Here is a 16,179-nt window from a genome sequence, read left to right as displayed (position 1 = left end):
ACCGGGCGTATTGGCGCCCGGCTTTTTTTGACACTGCAAACAGCTATTCGTTGAGTTCGGCCAGCTTGCGCTGAGCTTCAGCACCCACATCACCACCGGCCTCAGCGGCGGTGGAGTAATAGGCTACTGCCTCCCTGCGTTGGCCCTGTTGCCGCGCGATATCACCCAGTCGGAGATAGGCAATGGAAGTGGGTACCACCTGATTGGCTTTCTCCAGATGGCTTTTTGCCTTGCCAAGGTTGTTCAGCTCCAGTTCGTTCAAACCGCTGTACAGCTGATACTGGAACATCTCCGGATAGAGTGACACGGCCTTGTCGAAATCGGCTTTGGCCTTCTCCGGTTGTTCCATGCCCCGATAGATTCGGCCGCGCAGCGCAAAGAACATGGCTTCTCGCGGTTCCAGCTTGATGGCCTTGTTTACCTGATCGAGAGCCGCTTCATACTTGCCTTCTGAGGCCAGCTTCATGGCTTCATCGTGAGCATCGTAGGCTGGCTGAAGTTCCTTGAGCTTGGCGATACGGCGCTGGTAAACGTCCCGGCCGCGATAACCGCCGGCACCGATCTTCTGAACCAGCTCCTGGTTTTCCTGAACCCGCTTGGCAGAGGGAGGGTGAGTGGCGAACAGGCCATCCAGCCATCCGCTCTGACGGCCTTCCGATAGCTTCAGAAACAGCTGTTGGAGCTCTACGGCGGCTTGTGGATCATAGCCGGCTTCTTTCATGTATCGGATACCGTAGGCATCGGATTCCAGTTCGTCTCCCTGGCTGTACTGGGCCAGCGCCAGCTGTGCACCCAGAGCTGCACCACCCATGATCAACCCGGCCCATTCATTATCGGAAAGGGCGAAGCCCAGTCCGGCCACCCCGGCGCTGATCAACATGCCCTGCTGCATCCGCTGCACGCTGTGGCGGGCTGCTGCATGAACAATCTCGTGGCCCAGCACCGATGCCAACTGGGCTTCATCCTCCAGCTCCACCAGCAGGCCGCGGTTGATGGCGATCTTGCCGCCGGGCAGGGCCCAGGCATTGGGCACGCTGTTATTGAGCACGACAAATTCATAAGGAAGGTCTGGCCGGTCACTCACGCGCGCCAGCTTCTGGCCCACATCACGCACATAAATGGAAAGTTCCGGGTCGATGTAGAAGCGGCCGCCCTGGGTCTGTTGTGTGGGTGTGTACTGTTCCGCCCCCAGTGCCAGCTCCTGGTTCTCTGAAATCAGAGACAGCTGCTTCTCTCCGGTTACCGGGTTCACAGAACACCCACCCAGCCCTGTCAGTGTGAGGGCGATTGCCGCTATCGCGATATATCTGGTCAACATTCCGGTTCTCACTTATGTCTCCTTAACGTTGGGGTAAGTTTATAGCACAGACCGGTTTCCGACGTCGGCACCGCCCGACAGACAGTGGTCGGCGCGCTCCCCTTGGCGTATCATAACGGAAGTTTTCGCCCTATTTATCTCCCCAATCCAGGCTTTTTAACCACCCAATGAGCTACTATCTGGAATTTCTGGCACTGATCTGGTTTTTTGTCTGCTGGGGAGGGTACACTTGGTATTCGCGCAATCGCGCCAACTCTCGCTCGTGTCTGTCGAACACCCTCGATCTATACCGGGAAGACTGGATGCGGGTCATGCTCAAGCGTGAAAACCGTATTTCAGACGCCTCGGTTGTCGGTAACCTGGAACGCAACGGAGCGTTTTTTGCGTCCAGCTGTCTGCTGATTCTCGCCGGTATTATCACCGCCCTCGGCTACACCAGCGAGGCTATGGAAATTTTTGCCACCATGCCATTTTCCGCTGTGCCCAGTCGTGAAATCTGGGAATTGCGATTGGTGGTGTTGCTGGTGGTCTTTATTTACGCGTTTTTCAAGTTCACCTGGTCCATGAGAATGTACAATTTCGTGGCCGTCATGATTGGCAGCGCGCCGCTACCAGACGACAGCAAAACCAGTCCGGCAGCGAGAGAGGCCTTTGCCCGCAGCGCCGGCAACATCTGTAACCTGGCCGGCGACGCGTTTAACCTTGGCTTGCGTTCTTACTACTATGCCCTGGCTGTGGTGGCCTGGTTCATTCATCCGGTGGCCTTTATGGCTGCCTCAACCCTGGTGGTGTACGTACTCTACCGCCGGGAATTCCACTCAGATGCATTATCCGCCCTGCGCGACGGCAAGGTCTTCGAAGAAGCCATACCCGCCCGTGCCGATGCGGACGTAAAATCCAAGAACTGATCTGCAGGACAGTCCTGAATGAATGATGAAACCCGAATAAACCGGGTTAACCGGTTTATCAGTACGCTCAACCAGGCAAGGGAACTGGGTCTGAACGCAACGGAGGCGGGTGAAGGCTATCTGGTTATGGAGCTGCCTTACAGCGACAGGATTATTGGCAACCCGGACACTGGAGTTATCCATGGTGGCGCTATCACGACCCTGATGGACACCGCCTCCGGTTCGGTAATGATCTGTGGTCTGGATGAATTTGAGCTGTGTCCGACCCTGGATCTCAGAGTGGATTACATGCGCCCGGCGGAGCCCCGGAAGCCGGTGTACGCGAGGGCAGAGACCTACAAGATCACCCGTAACATCATCTTTACGCGCTGCGAGGCCTATCAGGAGGGGGGTGAAACCATCGCCAATTGCGTGGGCACCTTCATGCGCATTGGCAAAGAAGCCACGCCGAAATCCTATCGCGACCTGATCACCGGAGGTGAGGAATGACCGACCCGGAAATTCTGCGCTACACCCAGGAAACCGGCGACTTCTCGCGCATGATGGAGAGTATCCCGTACGCCAGCTGGATTGGCCTGCAGTGCGACCGATTTGGTGATGACCTGATCTTCCGCCTGCCCGCAAAGGAAGAGAACCTGGGCAATCCGATCCTGCCGGCCATTCATGGCGGTGTGATTGGTGGTTTCATGGAAATGTCCGCGGCGATCTACCTGATTATGTCCCAGGACACCTTCCGCATGCCTCGAATTGTCGATTTCTCCCTCGACTACCTCCGGGCCGGCCTGAACCGGGATACCTACGCCGAATGCCGGCTTACCCGCCAGGGTAACCGCGTGGCCAACGTGATGATCTCCGCCTGGCAGAAGTCCCGCTCCCAGCCCATCGCCACCGCCCGCGCTCACTTCCTGCTCGAAGACTGATTTTGCGTGCTCGCCGGGGTTGAAATACTCCGGCCAACCCCCACTCTCTTGCTCATCGAACTGTTTCTTTATTTGTGACACAGCAGGAGACCAAACCAGCCATGACGGTAGAAGCCAACAAAGAGACCCTGGGATTCCAGACTGAAGTGAAGCAACTGCTTCACCTGATGATCCACTCTCTGTACTCGAACAAAGAGATCTTCCTTCGTGAGCTTATCTCTAACGCCTCAGACGCCGAAGACAAACTCCGCTTCGCCGCCCTCAAAGACGACAAGTTGTTCGAAGGCGATTCCGACCTCAAGATTCGCCTGGATTACGATAAAGATGCCGGCACCATCACCATCGCCGACAACGGCATCGGGATGAACCGCGACGATGTGATTGCCAACCTGGGCACCATCGCCAAGTCCGGCACCGCCGAGTTCCTCAAGCAGCTGTCTGGTGACGAGAAAAAAGACAGCAAGCTGATCGGACAGTTCGGTGTTGGTTTCTACTCCGCGTTCATCGTGGCGGACAAAGTGGAAGTGTTCACCCGCAAGGCGGGCGAGCCTGCCGACAACGGCGTGCATTGGGAATCCAAGGGTGATGGCGAGTTCACCATCGAGCCGGTGAGCCGTGAACAGCGTGGTACCGAAATCGTGCTGCACCTGAAACCCGAGGATAAAGAGTTTGCCGATGGCTGGAAGCTGCGCAGCCTGGTGAAGAAGTACTCTGACCACATCTCGTTCCCGGTGGTAATGAAGGCCGAATCGGAAGAAGAGGACAAGAAGGGCGAAGAAGAGACGGTAAACGATGCCACCGCCCTGTGGACATTGCCTCGTACCGAGATCAAAGACGAAGAGTACAAGGAATTCTACAAACACATCGCCCACGACTTCGAAGACCCGCTGACCTGGTCCCACAACAAGGTGGAAGGCAAGCTGGACTACACCAGCCTGCTGTACATCCCGAAGCGCGCGCCGTTCGACCTGTATAACCGGGAAGCGCCCCGTGGTCTGAAGCTGTACGTGCAGCGTGTGTTCATCATGGACGACGCCGAGCAGTTCCTGCCGCTGTACCTGCGCTTCACCAAGGGTGTGATCGATTCCAACGATCTGTCCCTGAACGTGTCACGGGAGATTCTGCAGAATGACAGTACTGTAGAAAGCATCCGTACAGCGCTGACCAAGCGGGTACTGGATATGCTGTCCAAGCTGGCCAAGAAAGGCGGCGACGAATACCAGGGCTTCTGGGACGAGTTTGGTACCGTTCTGAAAGAAGGCCCGGCAGAAGACTTCAGCAACCGCGAGAAAATCGCCGGCCTGCTGCGCTTCGCGTCCACCCATACCGGTGAAGCCACCCAGAATGTGTCCCTGGATGATTACATCAGCCGGATGAAGGACGGTCAGAGCAAGATCTACTACATCACCGGCGACAACTTTGCCGCCGCCAAGAGCAGCCCGCACCTGGAAGTATTCCGCAAGAAGGGCATCGAGGTGCTCATCCTGTCTGATCGTATCGATGAGTGGATGATGGGTTACCTGAACGAATACGACGGCAAGCAGTTCCAGGATGTCGCACGTGGTGACCTGGACCTGGGCGAGGTAGAAACCGAGGAAGACAAGAAGCACCAGGAAGAAGCCGCCAAGGAACACAAGGATCTGCTGGAGCGAATCAAGGCCGCCCTGGAAGACCAGGTACAGGAAGTGCGGGTAACCAACCGCCTGACCGATTCGCCGGCGTGCCTGGTGGTGGGCCAGTTCGATATGGGTGCCCAGATGAAGAAGATCATGGAAGCCGCCGGCCAGAAGGTGCCGGAGAGCAAGCCGATCTTCGAAATCAATGTGGACCATCCGCTGGTACAGCGGCTGGAAACCGAGCAGGGTGAAGAGCGCTTCAAGGAACTGTCTGCCGTGCTGTTCGACCAGGCCACCCTGGCCAGTGGTGAGCAGCTGAAAGACCCGGGCGCCTATGTGAGCCGCCTGAACCGACTGTTGCTCGAACTGGCCAACTGAGACAGACGCGCCAATGCAGCAGATCATTGTGGACATCAGCATCAGCCCTGATGAGTGGATCAAGCTCTATCAGGGCGTGGCCACCGATGTTCACACCACGGCCCGGGACGGACGTTTTGTCCGCTTCCCGGCCCGTATCCTCTCCCGTTTTTTCCTCAATGACGGCGTACGCGGCAGCTTTCGCATCCTGTTTGACGATGCCGGGAAGTTCACTTCTATCGAGCGCCTTTAGTCGATAAATAAAAGCTCTCGTAAATTTATTTTTAATTAATTGTTCCTCTTGATGGCGTCGGCGGTAAGGTAACGGTGTTCTCGTTAACACAGGAGTTGCCCTATGTCAGCGTTGTCCTATCTCACATCGGTAGCATGGAGTGACTCTCTGGGAATTCTGGCCGATTACTGCGGGAATTATGCGATTGCCCAGTGAGTTACAGATTTGCCAGTGAAGCGGGAGAGTCGATAGTCCTTCACTATTCTGGCGGTAGGAAACATTCAAGCAGCCAACTGTGAATGATCTATATTGATAGTTGCTCTTGAATGATAAACGCCTTTTTGCCAATGACGCAGAAGCAGGAGAGTACGATGAGTGAGACGAATTCTGGTGGTAAGTGCCCGGTTATGCACGGTGCTAATTCAACTGAAAATCGCGATGTCATGAACTGGTGGCCGGAGGCGCTGAACCTCGACATCCTTCACCAGCACGATCGCAAGACCAATCCCCTGGGCGAAGACTTTGACTATCGCGAAGAAGTCAAAAAGCTCGACTTCGAAGCCGTCAAAAAAGACCTGCACGCCCTGATGACAGACAGCCAGGACTGGTGGCCGGCAGACTGGGGCCACTACGGCGGCTTGATGATTCGTATGTCCTGGCACGCAGCGGGCACCTACCGTATCCAGGATGGCCGTGGCGGCGGTGGCACCGGTAACCAGCGCTTCGCACCGCTGAATTCCTGGCCCGATAACGTCAGCCTGGACAAAGCCCGCCGCCTGCTGTGGCCGATCAAGAAAAAGTACGGTAACAAACTGAGCTGGGCTGACCTGATTATCCTGGCCGGTACGGTGGCTTATGAGTCTATGGGTCTGCCGTCTTACGGCTTCTCCTTCGGCCGTGAGGACATCTGGCACCCGGAAAAAGACATCTACTGGGGCAACGAGAAAGAGTGGCTGGCTCCGTCTGACGAGCGTTACGACGACGTAGAAAAGCCAGACACCATGGAAAACCCGCTTGCCGCGGTTCAGATGGGTCTGATCTACGTAAACCCGGAAGGTGTAAACGGCCAGCCGGATCCGATCAAGACCGGTGAACAGATTCGCGTAACCTTTGCCCGTATGGCGATGGACGATGAAGAAACCGCAGCCCTGACAGCCGGTGGCCACACCGTTGGTAAGTGTCACGGTAACGGTGACGCAGGTGCCCTCGGCCCTGAGCCGGAAGCGGCTGATGTAGAAGAGCAGGGTTTAGGCTGGAGCAACCCGAACATGAAGGGTAAGGCCGCCAATGCCGTGACTTCCGGTATTGAAGGTGCCTGGACCACTCATCCGACCAAGTTCGATATGGGTTACTTTGACCTTCTGTTCGGCTACGAGTGGGAGCTCAAGAAGAGCCCGGCCGGCGCCTGGCAGTGGGAACCGGTCAATATAAAGGAAGAGGACAAGCCGCAGGATGCCAGCGACCCGTCCAAGCGCCACAATCCGATCATGACCGATGCGGATATGGCCATGAAGATGGATCCGAAGTACCGCGCCATCTGTGAGAAGTTCATGGCAGATCCGGAATACTTCAAGGATTGCTTCGCCCGTGCATGGTTCAAGCTGACTCACCGTGACCTGGGCCCGAAGAGCCGTTACATCGGCCCGGAAGCCCCAGCAGAAGACCTGATCTGGCAGGATCCGGTACCGGCAGGCAGCACCGACTACTGCGAAGAAGTGGTCAAAGAGAAGATTGCAGACAGCGGCCTGAGCATCAGCGAGATGGTCAGCACTGCCTGGGATAGCGCCCGTACCTTCCGTGGCTCTGATATGCGCGGCGGTGCCAACGGTGCCCGTATCCGCCTGGCTCCGCAGAAAGACTGGGAAGGCAACGAGCCGGCCCGTCTGAGCAAGGTGCTCAAGGTGTACGAGCAGATCTCTGCCGAAACCGGTGCCAGCGTGGCCGATGTGATCGTACTGGCGGGTAGCGTGGGTATCGAAAAAGCAGCGAAAGCTGCCGGTTACGATGTTCGCGTACCCTTCCTGAAGGGGCGTGGTGACGCAACCGACGAGATGACTGATGCAGCGTCTTTCGAATACCTGGAACCGGTAGCCGATGGCTTCCGTAACTGGCAGAAGAAAGACTACATCGTGAAGCCGGAAGAGCTGCTGCTCGATCGCGCCCAGCTGATGGGTCTGACTGCACCGGAGATGACGGTACTGATCGGCGGTATGCGGGTGCTGGGCACCAACCATGGCGGTACCAAGCATGGTGTGTTCACAGACCGAGAGGGCCAGCTTACGAACGACTTCTTCGTGAACCTGACCGACATGGCTTACAGCTGGAAGCCGGTGGGTAACGGTACTTACGAGATCCGGGATCGCAAGACTGGCCAGACCAAGTGGACCGCTAGCCGGGTAGACCTGGTGTTCGGCTCCAACTCCATCTTGCGTTCCTACGCAGAGGTGTACGCCCAGGACGACAACGGCGAGAAGTTCGTGAAGGACTTTATCGCTGCCTGGACCAAGGTCATGAACAACGACCGCTTTGACGTACAGGCATAATCTGCCGGTAACGTTCTGAGAAGCCCCCAGCCGGGCATCCTGTTTCGGGATGCCCGGCTACCTATTTTCCCCCGAATTCCTTACAATCCGCTCCGCCTGATTTTTGATCAGTCGCACTCTGATTCACTTCTCTCAGTTTCTGGAGCCTTCATGCGAATCATCCTTGCCCCGATGGAAGGGCTGGTCGACGCACCCATCCGTGAAACCCTGACCAAAGTCGGCGGGATTGACCGGTGCGTGACGGAATTTATTCGCGTGACCCACGGCATGTTGCCGCCCCGGATTTTCTACAAGTACGCCCCGGAACTTTACAACAACGCGTTGACTGAAGTGGGCACGCCAGTGGCCGTTCAACTGCTGGGCTCCAACGCTGAAATGATGGGCCGTCACGGTGCCAAGGCTGCGGAGCTCGGAGCAGGGCAGGTGGACATCAACTTCGGCTGCCCGGCCAAGACGGTGAACAAACACAAGGGCGGCTGTGTACTGATGCGCGAGCCGGAGCTGATGTATGAAATCACCGCGGCCGTTCGAAAAGCCGTGCCTGCGGATGTTCCGCTCACCGCCAAGATGCGACTGGGCTATGACGACCGCTCCATGGGTGTGGCCTGTGGTCAGGCATTGGAAGCAGCAGGGGCCTCGGAAATCGTGATTCACGCCCGCAGCAAAGTAGACGGTTACAAACCGCCGGCCTACTGGGAAGAAATCGCCAGGGTACGCGAAGCGGTCAAAAGCCACGTCATCGCCAATGGCGAAATCTGGACCGTAGACGATTACTGGCGCTGCCGGAAAGTCTCCGGCTGTGACGATGTGATGATCGGCCGGGGCCTGATCGCCCGGCCGGACCTGGCGGCGCAGATCAAAGCTGCCCAGAACGGTGAAACACGGGAGCCCATGAGCTGGGCAGAGGCTGTCGTGCTGGTGCGGGAATACGCGGCCGCCCTGCAAACCCGCCTGGAAGACAAATATGTGACCGGCCGCATCAAGCAATGGCTCAACTACCTGCGCCAGGGCTTTGCCGAAGCCGAGGCCCTTTGGCCCCAGGCTCGTAAAATCCGGGAAGTTGAGCCCATGCTGGCCTGCCTGGATCAGCCATTAGACCTGCCGCAGCGCCACACCAACGCGGCCTAATTATCAGCTTCCATTGAGCCTAGATAATCACCGGAACGGGCCAGGCCATTGAGTCTGGCCCGTTTTTTCATGGCCGCCTGTGCCGACCCGGCATTCTCCAGCTTTCCGGCCCAGGCTTTCTGGGCAGGTTCCTGGAGAGCCCGGCCATAGGAGAAACTCAGCTCCCAGGGATGGTAGCCCATGCTGTTCAGAGCATTGAGGTTCTCGGTGGATTCTTCAGGTGTCTGGCCTCCGGAGAGAAAAAATATCCCGGGGACGGCCGCTGGCACCACTCGCCGGAAGACGCTCAGTGTTGCTTCGGCAACCTGTTCAGGCGTGGCTTTGCCGGATTCCTTGCCCGGTTGCACCAGATCGGCAATGGTGGCGTTAAGTTCTTCCTGAATGGTCATGGAGCCTCCCTGAATCGGACTGGGGGTTGAGAATTCGACACAGCATGAGTTTAGCCGGTTATTTTGTGCCTGCTATTTGATCTGAGCTAAAGCGGCGGAGCGTTCCATCTTCTAAACTGATTGCATAACAAAACAACAAGGATGCCCGCCATGAAAACGGTCGTTAGTGTCAGCCAGGGATCTTCGGAATACGATTACGAACTGGAAACCACGTTTCTGGAGCAGCCATTCCGGATCATTCGGGTGGGCACGGATGGCAACCTGGAACGTGCCGAAGCCGTGCTGGATTCGGTTCGCGGGGAGGCCGATGCCATTGGCCTGAGCATGATTCACGATCACTACCAGGTGGGCCGTGAACAGCTGGAACATCCCGATACGGCTCGCCTTGAGGCCTGTATTCCGGACAAACCGGTGACGACCGGTGCAGGCCTCCGGGGTATCTTGCAGGAATGGGCGGTACGCCATACGCAGACTGAGCTGGGGCACTTTTTTGACAACGCCCGGGTACTGTTTCTGAATGGCCAGGCCGGCTACCGAATTGCCAAGGCGTTGTCTGAACACACCGACAACCTGTTTTTTGCCGATCCCTATCTGGATTTCGGCGTACCGAGATTACTTACTTCCCTGCGCCAGCTGGAAACCTATACCTCGCTGACAGCTCCGGTGACCTTCCGCCCCGCAGCGGTCAAGCTCATTGAAGCACTGCACAAAACGCCGATTTACCGCATGGGCGAAAAGCTGATTCGCGGTTCTCTGCATGAATCGGTGAAGGATTCTCATGTGATTGTGGGTGCCATGGGAGATCTGGAAGCCTTCTCGGAGAAAGAGCTGGACGGTAAAACCGTGATCACTTCCCGGGTCACCGAATCCGCCCTGGACTGGTTTCGCTCCCGCAAAGTGGCCATGGTGGTGGACTACAGCCCCTGGTTGGAAGGTCGACCCGTGGGCGTGAATGTGATGGAGGCAATGATAAGCGCGGCATTGTCCCGCACGCCGGAGCAGCTGGGCGCAGACGACTTCCTGGACGTTATTCAGACCCTGGGAATTGAGCCGCGGATTCTGTACCCAAACGGTTACCGGCGGGTAAACCGTTTCGCCTTCGTGATTCATCCGTTGTCTCAGCAGTACCTGACCAAAACCCCACCGCTGGACTGGATTGCCAATGTTTCGCCACCCACCGTGATGAACCTGGTGGAAAAGGCTGTGGCTTATACACCGCCTTTCATTTACTCCAAGGTAAGCGGCATCAAATCCCCCACCGGAGACGAAGCCGAGGGTTGGTTGATCACCGTAGGTGGCACACCCAGGGAAATCATGGCCCACGGCCCGGAGTTTACCTACAGCCGGTTGTTGGCGGCGGCAAAGCTGGCCAAGAAACTCGGGGCCCAGATTATGGGCCTGGGTGCCTTCACCAAAGTGGTGGGTGACGCCGGCATCACCGTGGCCAAACGAGCACCGTTACCAATCACCACGGGTAACAGCTACAGTGCCTCCGGCGCGCTCTGGGCCGCCCACGATGCCGCCAAAAAAGTCGGCCGCGTGAGTATTGGTAAGAGCGGCAAAATGGCTGGTAAGGCGATGGTGGTCGGGGCCACAGGCGCCATTGGTTCTGTGTGCGCGCGCCTGCTGGCAAAAGCCGTGGATGAAATCTACATGGTTGCTCCGGAGGCGGCGAAGTTACTTGCACTGAAAGAAAGCATCGAACTGGAAACACCGGGGGCCATCGTTCACGTGTCCGCGACCACGGATCGGGATCTTTCCGAAATGGATATGGTGGTTACCGCTACGTCCGGGGCCGGTAAACGCATCCTGGACATCATGCAGGTGAAACCCGGCTGTGTGATCACCGATGTGGCCCGGCCATTGGATATCCCGGCGGAAGATGTGGCGAAGCGGCCGGATGTGCTGGTAATCGAATCCGGGGAAATCCAGCTACCGGGAGACGTGCGCATGAAGGACATCGGCTTGCCCCGGGGCATCGCCTACGCCTGTCTGGCGGAGACGATTGTGCTGGCGCTGGAAGCTAGATTCGAGAACTTCACTCTCGGCCGAAATATTGAATGGGAGAAGGTGCGGGAGATCTACAAGCTCGGGCTCAAGCACGGCATGGAGCTGGCCGCCATATCGGGCGTGAATGGTGTGTTTACCGAGGAGGACTTTGAGCGGGTGCGGACTCTGGCCGAAGAGGCCGAAGAGCCCGCTTGAGTCAAGGTTAGGTGTCGAGTTTTTTGCGCATCAGATAACGCAGGAACTGGGCGCCACGGACCGTGACACGCTGTTCATCCACCACCTCAAAACCGTGGCGCTCGAAGAAGGGCCGAGCGACCACGCTGGCCTCGGTCTTGAGTTCTGTTACGCCCAGCTCTTTGAGCTGCTGCTCTGCCTCGTGATAAAGGGCAGAAGCAATGCCGCGACGAGCATAATTCGGGGCAGTAAACACGAGGTCGATGTGGCCGTCTTTTTCATAGGAAATGAAACCGGCGAGATCCGAGCCTTCCTCTGCCACCAGGGTTTCCAGAGACTCCAGCCGTTCGCGCCAGGTATCCAGATGTGGCGTGCGTGAAGCCCAGGCATAACGCTGGGTTTCGTCGTAGGCACCGGCCGTGAGCTCGTGCACGGAATCGGTGAACAGGCGAACCACCGGGCTCAGATCCTGAATCCGGTATTTACGAATAGTGATCGAAGTTACGGTACTCATGTCGGTTCAGTGTGCACCTGTGTTGGAAAGCAGGTTGATAACCAATACGCCGGCTACAATCAGCAGCATACCGACAACCGCAGGAAAATCCAGCTTTTGACCGAGCAGTAACCAACCAATGAGCGAAATTAATACAATGCCCAGCCCGGCCCAGACGGCATAGGCTATCCCCACAGGGATCACCTTGATAGCCAGTGCCAGAAAATAGAAGGCCACACTGTAACCGATTACCACTACAACGCTCGGCAACAACCGGGTAAATCCTTCGCTGGATTTCAGTGCCGAGGTAGCAATCACTTCGGCCACAATGGCCAGACCAAGAAGCAGCCAGCTTTTCATAGAACGTGTTAAAACCATCACCAAGTGAATGAGGAGCTAAATAAACTGTGGTGGCTGAAACGGCTGTGCTGGTCACGCTAAGGCGTGCGCAACGGCTTGCTCCGCGTGGATGCGGGTGGTGTCGTAAAGCGAAATGGCAGTATCAGCCTGCTGCACCAATAAGCCAATTTCGGTACAACCCAGTATTACGCCTTGCGCTCCTCGTGCGGCCAGTGAGTCCAGCACCTGCAGATAGCCCTGTTTTGAAGGTTGGCGGATAATACCACGGCATAGCTCGTCATAAATCACGGTATGCACGAATTCCCTCTGCGCGTCACCCGGCACTAAAACCCGGATGCCACGGTTCTCCAGACGCTCCTTGTAGAACGCCTGTTCCATGGTGAATTTTGTGCCGAGAAGGCCGACACAATGGATCCCATCGCGATGAAGCGCATCAGCTGTCGCATCGGCGATGTGAAGCATCGGCAGGCCAGAAGCCTTCTCAATACTATCTGCCACTTTGTGCATGGTGTTCGTGCACAACACAATGAAATCGGCCCCTGCCGCGGCCAACGCCTTTCCGACCGCACCAAGAATTTCCCCGGTCGCCGCCCAGTCCCCCTGATGTTGCAGGGCTTCGATCTCGGCAAAATCCACACTGTAGAGAACCAGTCGCGCTGAGTGCAGCCCGCCCAGCTCGTCTCGCACTCTCTGGTTGATCAACTGATAGTAGGTTTGGGTGGATTCCCAGCTCATTCCACCGATGAGACCTATGGTTTTCATAGTAGTGGCTTCTTCCTTTGAAATAATTGAACCAGGCAAGCCTGCCTGGAATCCGTGCGGCTTCCGTCGAGTTCCCTGAGTCTTGGGGAAACCCCGATGGTATTGTTTTACGCATAACGCTGTATAGAGGCTCCGGCACCGGAATCAAATTTGACGTTACCTGAGGTGTAAATCGCTTGACCAAATAGATGTCCACCCAATAACATACATTAAAAATGAATGTTAAATCCAGTAGCAAACCGAGGTATCCAGATGGCCCTGTCATTCGTGAATATTTTCAAGAAAGAAGACGCAGAAACTGAAAGCAATGGCGTTGAACACGTCGAGGCAAGTGGTATTGCGGAGACGCAGAACGACGAGCCAAAAAAGGGTGGGCACGGCGAGGGCGGTACCTGCTGCGGGTCCTGTTCGTAAACCGGAGCTTGAAGTTAACCCCGGGCTGAAGCCCGGGGTTAGTTTCGACCCTTTAACACTGAATAAATCTGATACGCCGCGTGTTCTGAATCTTCAGAAGGCGCCTTTCGGTTTTTTTCCCAAGACGTCAGCAAATTCAGAACCCGTTTTTCGTCATTACTGCGGAACCCTGGCCAGTACACATAGGGCACCAGGGTCGGGCGGCTGATGAAAAACAGCGCGGCTTCCTCCGGTTTCTCTTCTATATCTCCACGCAGCCCCAGGGTGAAACGCCGGCCTTCGCTTCCGGTGAGCGACACCAGCAAGGAGTTGTTGTCATCTACGCGCCGGGCGTCACTTACCGTGATGGGCGGTTCCAGGCTGGGCACCGAGGTTATGATGTACTGAAAGATAATCAGCCCCAGGAGCAGGACAAGAAGCCCTGCCAAAGCGATCGATTTAACCATGAGTGTCTCGTGGAACCCGTTTAAAGTTGGTTTTAATGGCGGGTTGCAAGTGTAACACTACTAACTGGCTTACAAGTCTCCGGAAACAAGTCTTACCGCAACATCCCGGTATTCCGTGTTGTTTTCTCTCTCATGCCTGGAACTGAACAGATTCAGCCACTGATCCTTCGTTAGCAATACCTCTCCGGTACTGGTAACGTTCTGGCTTACGGGATCGTAATGGCCGGCGAACTTGAAGGTGAAGTCGCTGGGGGATTCTGGCCGCGCCTTGAGCTCAAAGCCCAATGTTATTTCCGGTGAAGATACAAATCCCGTTCCTTCAGGGTCTACGTCAACTTTCAGAAGGCGCGATTGTTCCAGAAACGCCGGGCGTAATTCGGTCGGAGCGTTGCCCGGCTCTGTGGCCTGGCATTCGCAATAGCGAATCTCCAGGACCATCGCGCTGTCATTGAGGAAGTGTTCGGGAGACGGGCCGCCGGCCTGGGTCATGCCGGGAAGCAAAGACAGGGTTGTAAGGCCAAGCAAACCGAATTTGAGTGATGTGATCCTTTGCATGATTGAGCTCCATTCAAGGTTTAACCAGAGGTGTTCAAGCTATTCTGTTTTAACTTCCTTCGCAAGTTACGCCAGCCGATTGGAAGGCCTGCACATTAGCACGCATCGTTTGCAAGCATACTGGCCACGAATCAGAACGCCTGATTCAGCTTCCTGCGTGCCTCCGCTAACTGGCTCACCGCGAGCCCGTAGGGTTTCAACTCTACGGCTCGCTCCAGGTTATGAACGGCTTCCCGGTAACGCTTCTGGCCCAATAGAAATGAACCGTAATTGCCCCAGGCGTAGGCATAGTCCGGGTCCAGATCGATCATTTCCCGATACAGCCTATCTCGCTCCACAAGGTTTTTAGTAGCCTTGGCCAACCGCATGCGCTCCTGAAGCAAAAGCCGTTTCTGATACTTCTGGGATGCTCTGCTCTCGATTTCTTTGAAACCCTCTGCGGCGAATTTTTCGTCTTTGTGGTGTATCGCGATAACCGTCCGCAGGTACCAGGGGTAGAAGCTCTGTTCATCCAGTGAGTCTGCGGTATTCAAATGATCCCAGGCCGTACGCAGTTCGCCTTGAATAATGAGCACCATAGCCAACTGAACGTGTGCCATGGCGAGGTTCGGCCCATTACGAACCGCGCGTTCAGCCTGTTGCCTTGCCGTGCTGACGGCGGTCTCCTCATAGGCGCGACGATCGTGTCGCTGCCCAACCTTGTAGCCGCTCACCAGAGTCAGGCGTGATTGGGCAACCGCTACCCATGGTTCGTCGCCGTCCAACGAGTTGGCTCGCTGAACCAGGTAACTCGCTTCATTGCGTTGATCAAGATCGAGAGGGTCACGCTCAATCAAGAAATACGCCTGCCTGGCCATTTCGACGGCGGTGGCAGCTTGAGTCAGAGCGGAGAATAAGGTGAGGACGATTAGCGCGCAGGCGCTTTTGATTCCCTTCATGAGAAACAACTCCTGGTTAATTAGCCTGCACCCCGGGAAAGGGCGCTCACTCCGAGGCAATAAACTGAACGATAGCGGCCTTTCTGTTGTGATTCTTCAGCCAATCCTTGATTTTAACGGCCTTGGTGGTATCGGTTTCTCCAACCAGTTTTTTCAGGCGCTCGACTTTCTTGCTCTCCATCTTTTCATCCCGAACCTTCCGCTGCCATTGGTCGGTGAAAACCTTGGGAAGTTTGTGTGCCAGTTCCAGGGACTTGAGTAACGTCCATTCGCTGCCATCGAGCCAGGCCTCATCACAGAATCCGCAGAGATCAATACGGTTCTTGTGCTCGCTGGATACCGAGTACTTGGTCATCAGTTTGCTGCACTTGGGGCAGGAGAGGGCGGTTTTGGCATCCTTTTCGACCGTTACATCTGCGTCTACGGCTTCGCTCTGCTCGACGGGCGGATTTCGTTCTGCCCAGTCTCGATAGTAGAGCAATGACAGCGAGGCACCCTCACAGTCCGGGCAACCCATAACCGGGAGGCCATCCTCAATCTTGGTGGGTTTCAGGTCCGTGTTTCTGCATTTCGGGCATTTCATGGCCATTCCTTTCTTGATGAAAACCAGTCTGAC

The 16,179-nt window shown here is 56.2% G+C and carries 17 protein-coding genes and 1 pseudogene; 9 read left to right on the top strand and 9 right to left on the bottom strand.

The window, feature by feature from the left end:
- Positions 1–43: 43 nt before the first annotated feature.
- Positions 44–1,318 (bottom strand): M48 family metalloprotease, encoded by a 1,275-nt coding sequence (locus Q669_RS12675; RefSeq protein WP_022992541.1) that lies wholly within the window; start codon positions 1,316–1,318, stop codon positions 44–46.
- A gap of 167 nt (positions 1,319–1,485) precedes the next feature.
- Here Q669_RS12675 and Q669_RS12670 point away from each other — a divergent pair, with 167 nt between their 5' ends.
- The 7 genes from Q669_RS12670 to Q669_RS12640 all read left to right on the top strand — a co-directional run bounded on the left by Q669_RS12670 (position 1,486) and on the right by Q669_RS12640 (position 9,022).
- A complete protein-coding gene (locus Q669_RS12670) occupies positions 1,486–2,226 on the top strand; it encodes a DUF599 domain-containing protein (protein WP_014421798.1) in 741 nt (246 codons plus the stop codon).
- Between the two features lie 18 nt (positions 2,227–2,244).
- Positions 2,245–2,715, top strand: coding sequence for a PaaI family thioesterase (locus Q669_RS12665; RefSeq protein ID WP_011784562.1), 471 nt, complete (start codon positions 2,245–2,247; stop codon positions 2,713–2,715).
- On the top strand, positions 2,712–3,146 hold the full coding sequence (locus Q669_RS12660) for a PaaI family thioesterase (RefSeq protein WP_022992540.1): 435 nt from the start codon (positions 2,712–2,714) through the stop codon (positions 3,144–3,146). The genes Q669_RS12665 and Q669_RS12660 overlap by 4 nt, the downstream gene beginning before the upstream one ends.
- 101 nt (positions 3,147–3,247) lie before the next feature.
- Positions 3,248–5,140 carry a molecular chaperone HtpG gene (htpG, locus tag Q669_RS12655; protein ID WP_022992539.1) on the top strand — a complete coding sequence of 631 codons (1,893 nt, stop codon included), beginning with the start codon at positions 3,248–3,250 and terminating at the stop codon, positions 5,138–5,140.
- A 13-nt stretch (positions 5,141–5,153) separates the two neighbouring features.
- On the top strand, positions 5,154–5,372 hold the full coding sequence (locus tag Q669_RS12650; RefSeq protein WP_022992538.1) for a DUF2835 domain-containing protein: 219 nt from the start codon (positions 5,154–5,156) through the stop codon (positions 5,370–5,372).
- A gap of 350 nt (positions 5,373–5,722) precedes the next feature.
- Positions 5,723–7,894 carry a catalase/peroxidase HPI gene (katG, locus tag Q669_RS12645; RefSeq protein WP_022992537.1) on the top strand — a complete coding sequence of 724 codons (2,172 nt, stop codon included), beginning with the start codon at positions 5,723–5,725 and terminating at the stop codon, positions 7,892–7,894.
- Between the two features lie 150 nt (positions 7,895–8,044).
- Positions 8,045–9,022, top strand: a complete 978-nt coding sequence (locus Q669_RS12640; RefSeq protein WP_022992536.1) for a tRNA dihydrouridine synthase — start codon at positions 8,045–8,047, stop codon at positions 9,020–9,022.
- On the opposite strand, the pseudogene Q669_RS12635 reads toward Q669_RS12640, so the two are convergent.
- Positions 9,019–9,372: pseudogene (locus Q669_RS12635) on the bottom strand (class I fructose-bisphosphate aldolase); the annotation flags it as partial. The gene Q669_RS12640 and the pseudogene Q669_RS12635 overlap by 4 nt on opposite strands.
- Positions 9,373–9,561: 189 nt before the next feature.
- Here Q669_RS12635 and Q669_RS12630 point away from each other — a divergent pair.
- The gene (locus Q669_RS12630; RefSeq protein WP_022992534.1) at positions 9,562–11,616 is read left to right on the top strand and encodes a dehydrogenase; all 2,055 of its coding nucleotides are present in this window, start codon (positions 9,562–9,564) and stop codon (positions 11,614–11,616) included.
- Positions 11,617–11,623: 7 nt separating this feature from the next.
- Here Q669_RS12630 and Q669_RS12625 read toward each other — a convergent pair whose 3' ends face one another.
- From Q669_RS12625 to Q669_RS12615, 3 genes are all read right to left on the bottom strand, one after another.
- Positions 11,624–12,109, bottom strand: coding sequence for a GNAT family N-acetyltransferase (locus Q669_RS12625; RefSeq protein WP_022992533.1), 486 nt, complete (start codon positions 12,107–12,109; stop codon positions 11,624–11,626).
- Between the two features lie 6 nt (positions 12,110–12,115).
- The gene (locus tag Q669_RS12620; protein WP_022992532.1) at positions 12,116–12,448 is read right to left on the bottom strand and encodes an SMR family transporter; all 333 of its coding nucleotides are present in this window, start codon (positions 12,446–12,448) and stop codon (positions 12,116–12,118) included.
- Between the two features lie 72 nt (positions 12,449–12,520).
- Entirely contained in the window at positions 12,521–13,210 is a 690-nt protein-coding gene (locus tag Q669_RS12615; RefSeq protein ID WP_022992531.1) for an aspartate/glutamate racemase family protein, read from the bottom strand.
- Positions 13,211–13,429: 219 nt separating this feature from the next.
- Between Q669_RS12615 and Q669_RS20125 the strand changes: the two genes are divergently transcribed.
- Entirely contained in the window at positions 13,430–13,624 is a 195-nt protein-coding gene (locus Q669_RS20125; RefSeq protein WP_081432062.1) for a CCGSCS motif protein, read from the top strand.
- A 38-nt stretch (positions 13,625–13,662) separates the two neighbouring features.
- Here Q669_RS20125 and Q669_RS12610 read toward each other — a convergent pair whose 3' ends face one another.
- The 4 genes from Q669_RS12610 to Q669_RS19350 form a co-directional block, all read right to left on the bottom strand.
- A complete protein-coding gene (locus Q669_RS12610) occupies positions 13,663–14,070 on the bottom strand; it encodes a hypothetical protein (RefSeq protein ID WP_022992529.1) in 408 nt (135 codons plus the stop codon).
- Positions 14,071–14,139: 69 nt separating this feature from the next.
- On the bottom strand, positions 14,140–14,625 hold the full coding sequence (locus Q669_RS12605) for a hypothetical protein (protein ID WP_022992528.1): 486 nt from the start codon (positions 14,623–14,625) through the stop codon (positions 14,140–14,142).
- 131 nt (positions 14,626–14,756) lie between these two features.
- The gene (locus Q669_RS12600) at positions 14,757–15,563 is read right to left on the bottom strand and encodes a tetratricopeptide repeat protein (RefSeq protein WP_022992527.1); all 807 of its coding nucleotides are present in this window, start codon (positions 15,561–15,563) and stop codon (positions 14,757–14,759) included.
- Between the two features lie 46 nt (positions 15,564–15,609).
- Positions 15,610–16,146 (bottom strand): zf-TFIIB domain-containing protein, encoded by a 537-nt coding sequence (locus Q669_RS19350; RefSeq protein WP_022992526.1) that lies wholly within the window; start codon positions 16,144–16,146, stop codon positions 15,610–15,612.
- Positions 16,147–16,179 lie beyond the last annotated feature (33 nt).

Origin of the sequence: Marinobacter sp. C1S70, assembly GCF_000475355.1 — a bacterium.
In the GTDB taxonomy this organism is placed as follows: domain Bacteria; phylum Pseudomonadota; class Gammaproteobacteria; order Pseudomonadales; family Oleiphilaceae; genus Marinobacter; species Marinobacter nauticus.
The sequence above is the reverse complement of the archived record's forward strand: the minus strand, read 5'-3'. Positions and strand labels throughout refer to the sequence as shown.

Bases quoted from the DNA above. Each gene is read 5' to 3' on its own strand.
- Q669_RS12660 (WP_022992540.1), top strand. From the start codon at position 2,712: ATGACCGACCCGGAAATTCTGCGCTACACCCAGGAAACCGGCGACTTC.
- Q669_RS12650 (WP_022992538.1), top strand. From the start codon at position 5,154: ATGCAGCAGATCATTGTGGACATCAGCATCAGCCCTGATGAGTGGATC.
- Q669_RS12670 (WP_014421798.1), top strand. From the start codon at position 1,486: ATGAGCTACTATCTGGAATTTCTGGCACTGATCTGGTTTTTTGTCTGC.
- Q669_RS12625 (WP_022992533.1), bottom strand. From the start codon at position 12,109: ATGAGTACCGTAACTTCGATCACTATTCGTAAATACCGGATTCAGGAT.
- Q669_RS12610 (WP_022992529.1), bottom strand. From the start codon at position 14,070: ATGGTTAAATCGATCGCTTTGGCAGGGCTTCTTGTCCTGCTCCTGGGG.
- Q669_RS12630 (WP_022992534.1), top strand. From the start codon at position 9,562: ATGAAAACGGTCGTTAGTGTCAGCCAGGGATCTTCGGAATACGATTAC.
- Q669_RS20125 (WP_081432062.1), top strand. From the start codon at position 13,430: ATGTTAAATCCAGTAGCAAACCGAGGTATCCAGATGGCCCTGTCATTC.
- Q669_RS12605 (WP_022992528.1), bottom strand. From the start codon at position 14,625: ATGCAAAGGATCACATCACTCAAATTCGGTTTGCTTGGCCTTACAACC.
- Q669_RS12665 (WP_011784562.1), top strand. From the start codon at position 2,245: ATGAATGATGAAACCCGAATAAACCGGGTTAACCGGTTTATCAGTACG.
- katG (WP_022992537.1), top strand. From the start codon at position 5,723: ATGAGTGAGACGAATTCTGGTGGTAAGTGCCCGGTTATGCACGGTGCT.
- Q669_RS12620 (WP_022992532.1), bottom strand. From the start codon at position 12,448: ATGAAAAGCTGGCTGCTTCTTGGTCTGGCCATTGTGGCCGAAGTGATT.
- Q669_RS12615 (WP_022992531.1), bottom strand. From the start codon at position 13,210: ATGAAAACCATAGGTCTCATCGGTGGAATGAGCTGGGAATCCACCCAA.
- Q669_RS19350 (WP_022992526.1), bottom strand. From the start codon at position 16,146: ATGAAATGCCCGAAATGCAGAAACACGGACCTGAAACCCACCAAGATT.
- htpG (WP_022992539.1), top strand. From the start codon at position 3,248: ATGACGGTAGAAGCCAACAAAGAGACCCTGGGATTCCAGACTGAAGTG.
- Q669_RS12640 (WP_022992536.1), top strand. From the start codon at position 8,045: ATGCGAATCATCCTTGCCCCGATGGAAGGGCTGGTCGACGCACCCATC.
- Q669_RS12600 (WP_022992527.1), bottom strand. From the start codon at position 15,563: ATGAAGGGAATCAAAAGCGCCTGCGCGCTAATCGTCCTCACCTTATTC.
- Q669_RS12675 (WP_022992541.1), bottom strand. From the start codon at position 1,318: ATGTTGACCAGATATATCGCGATAGCGGCAATCGCCCTCACACTGACA.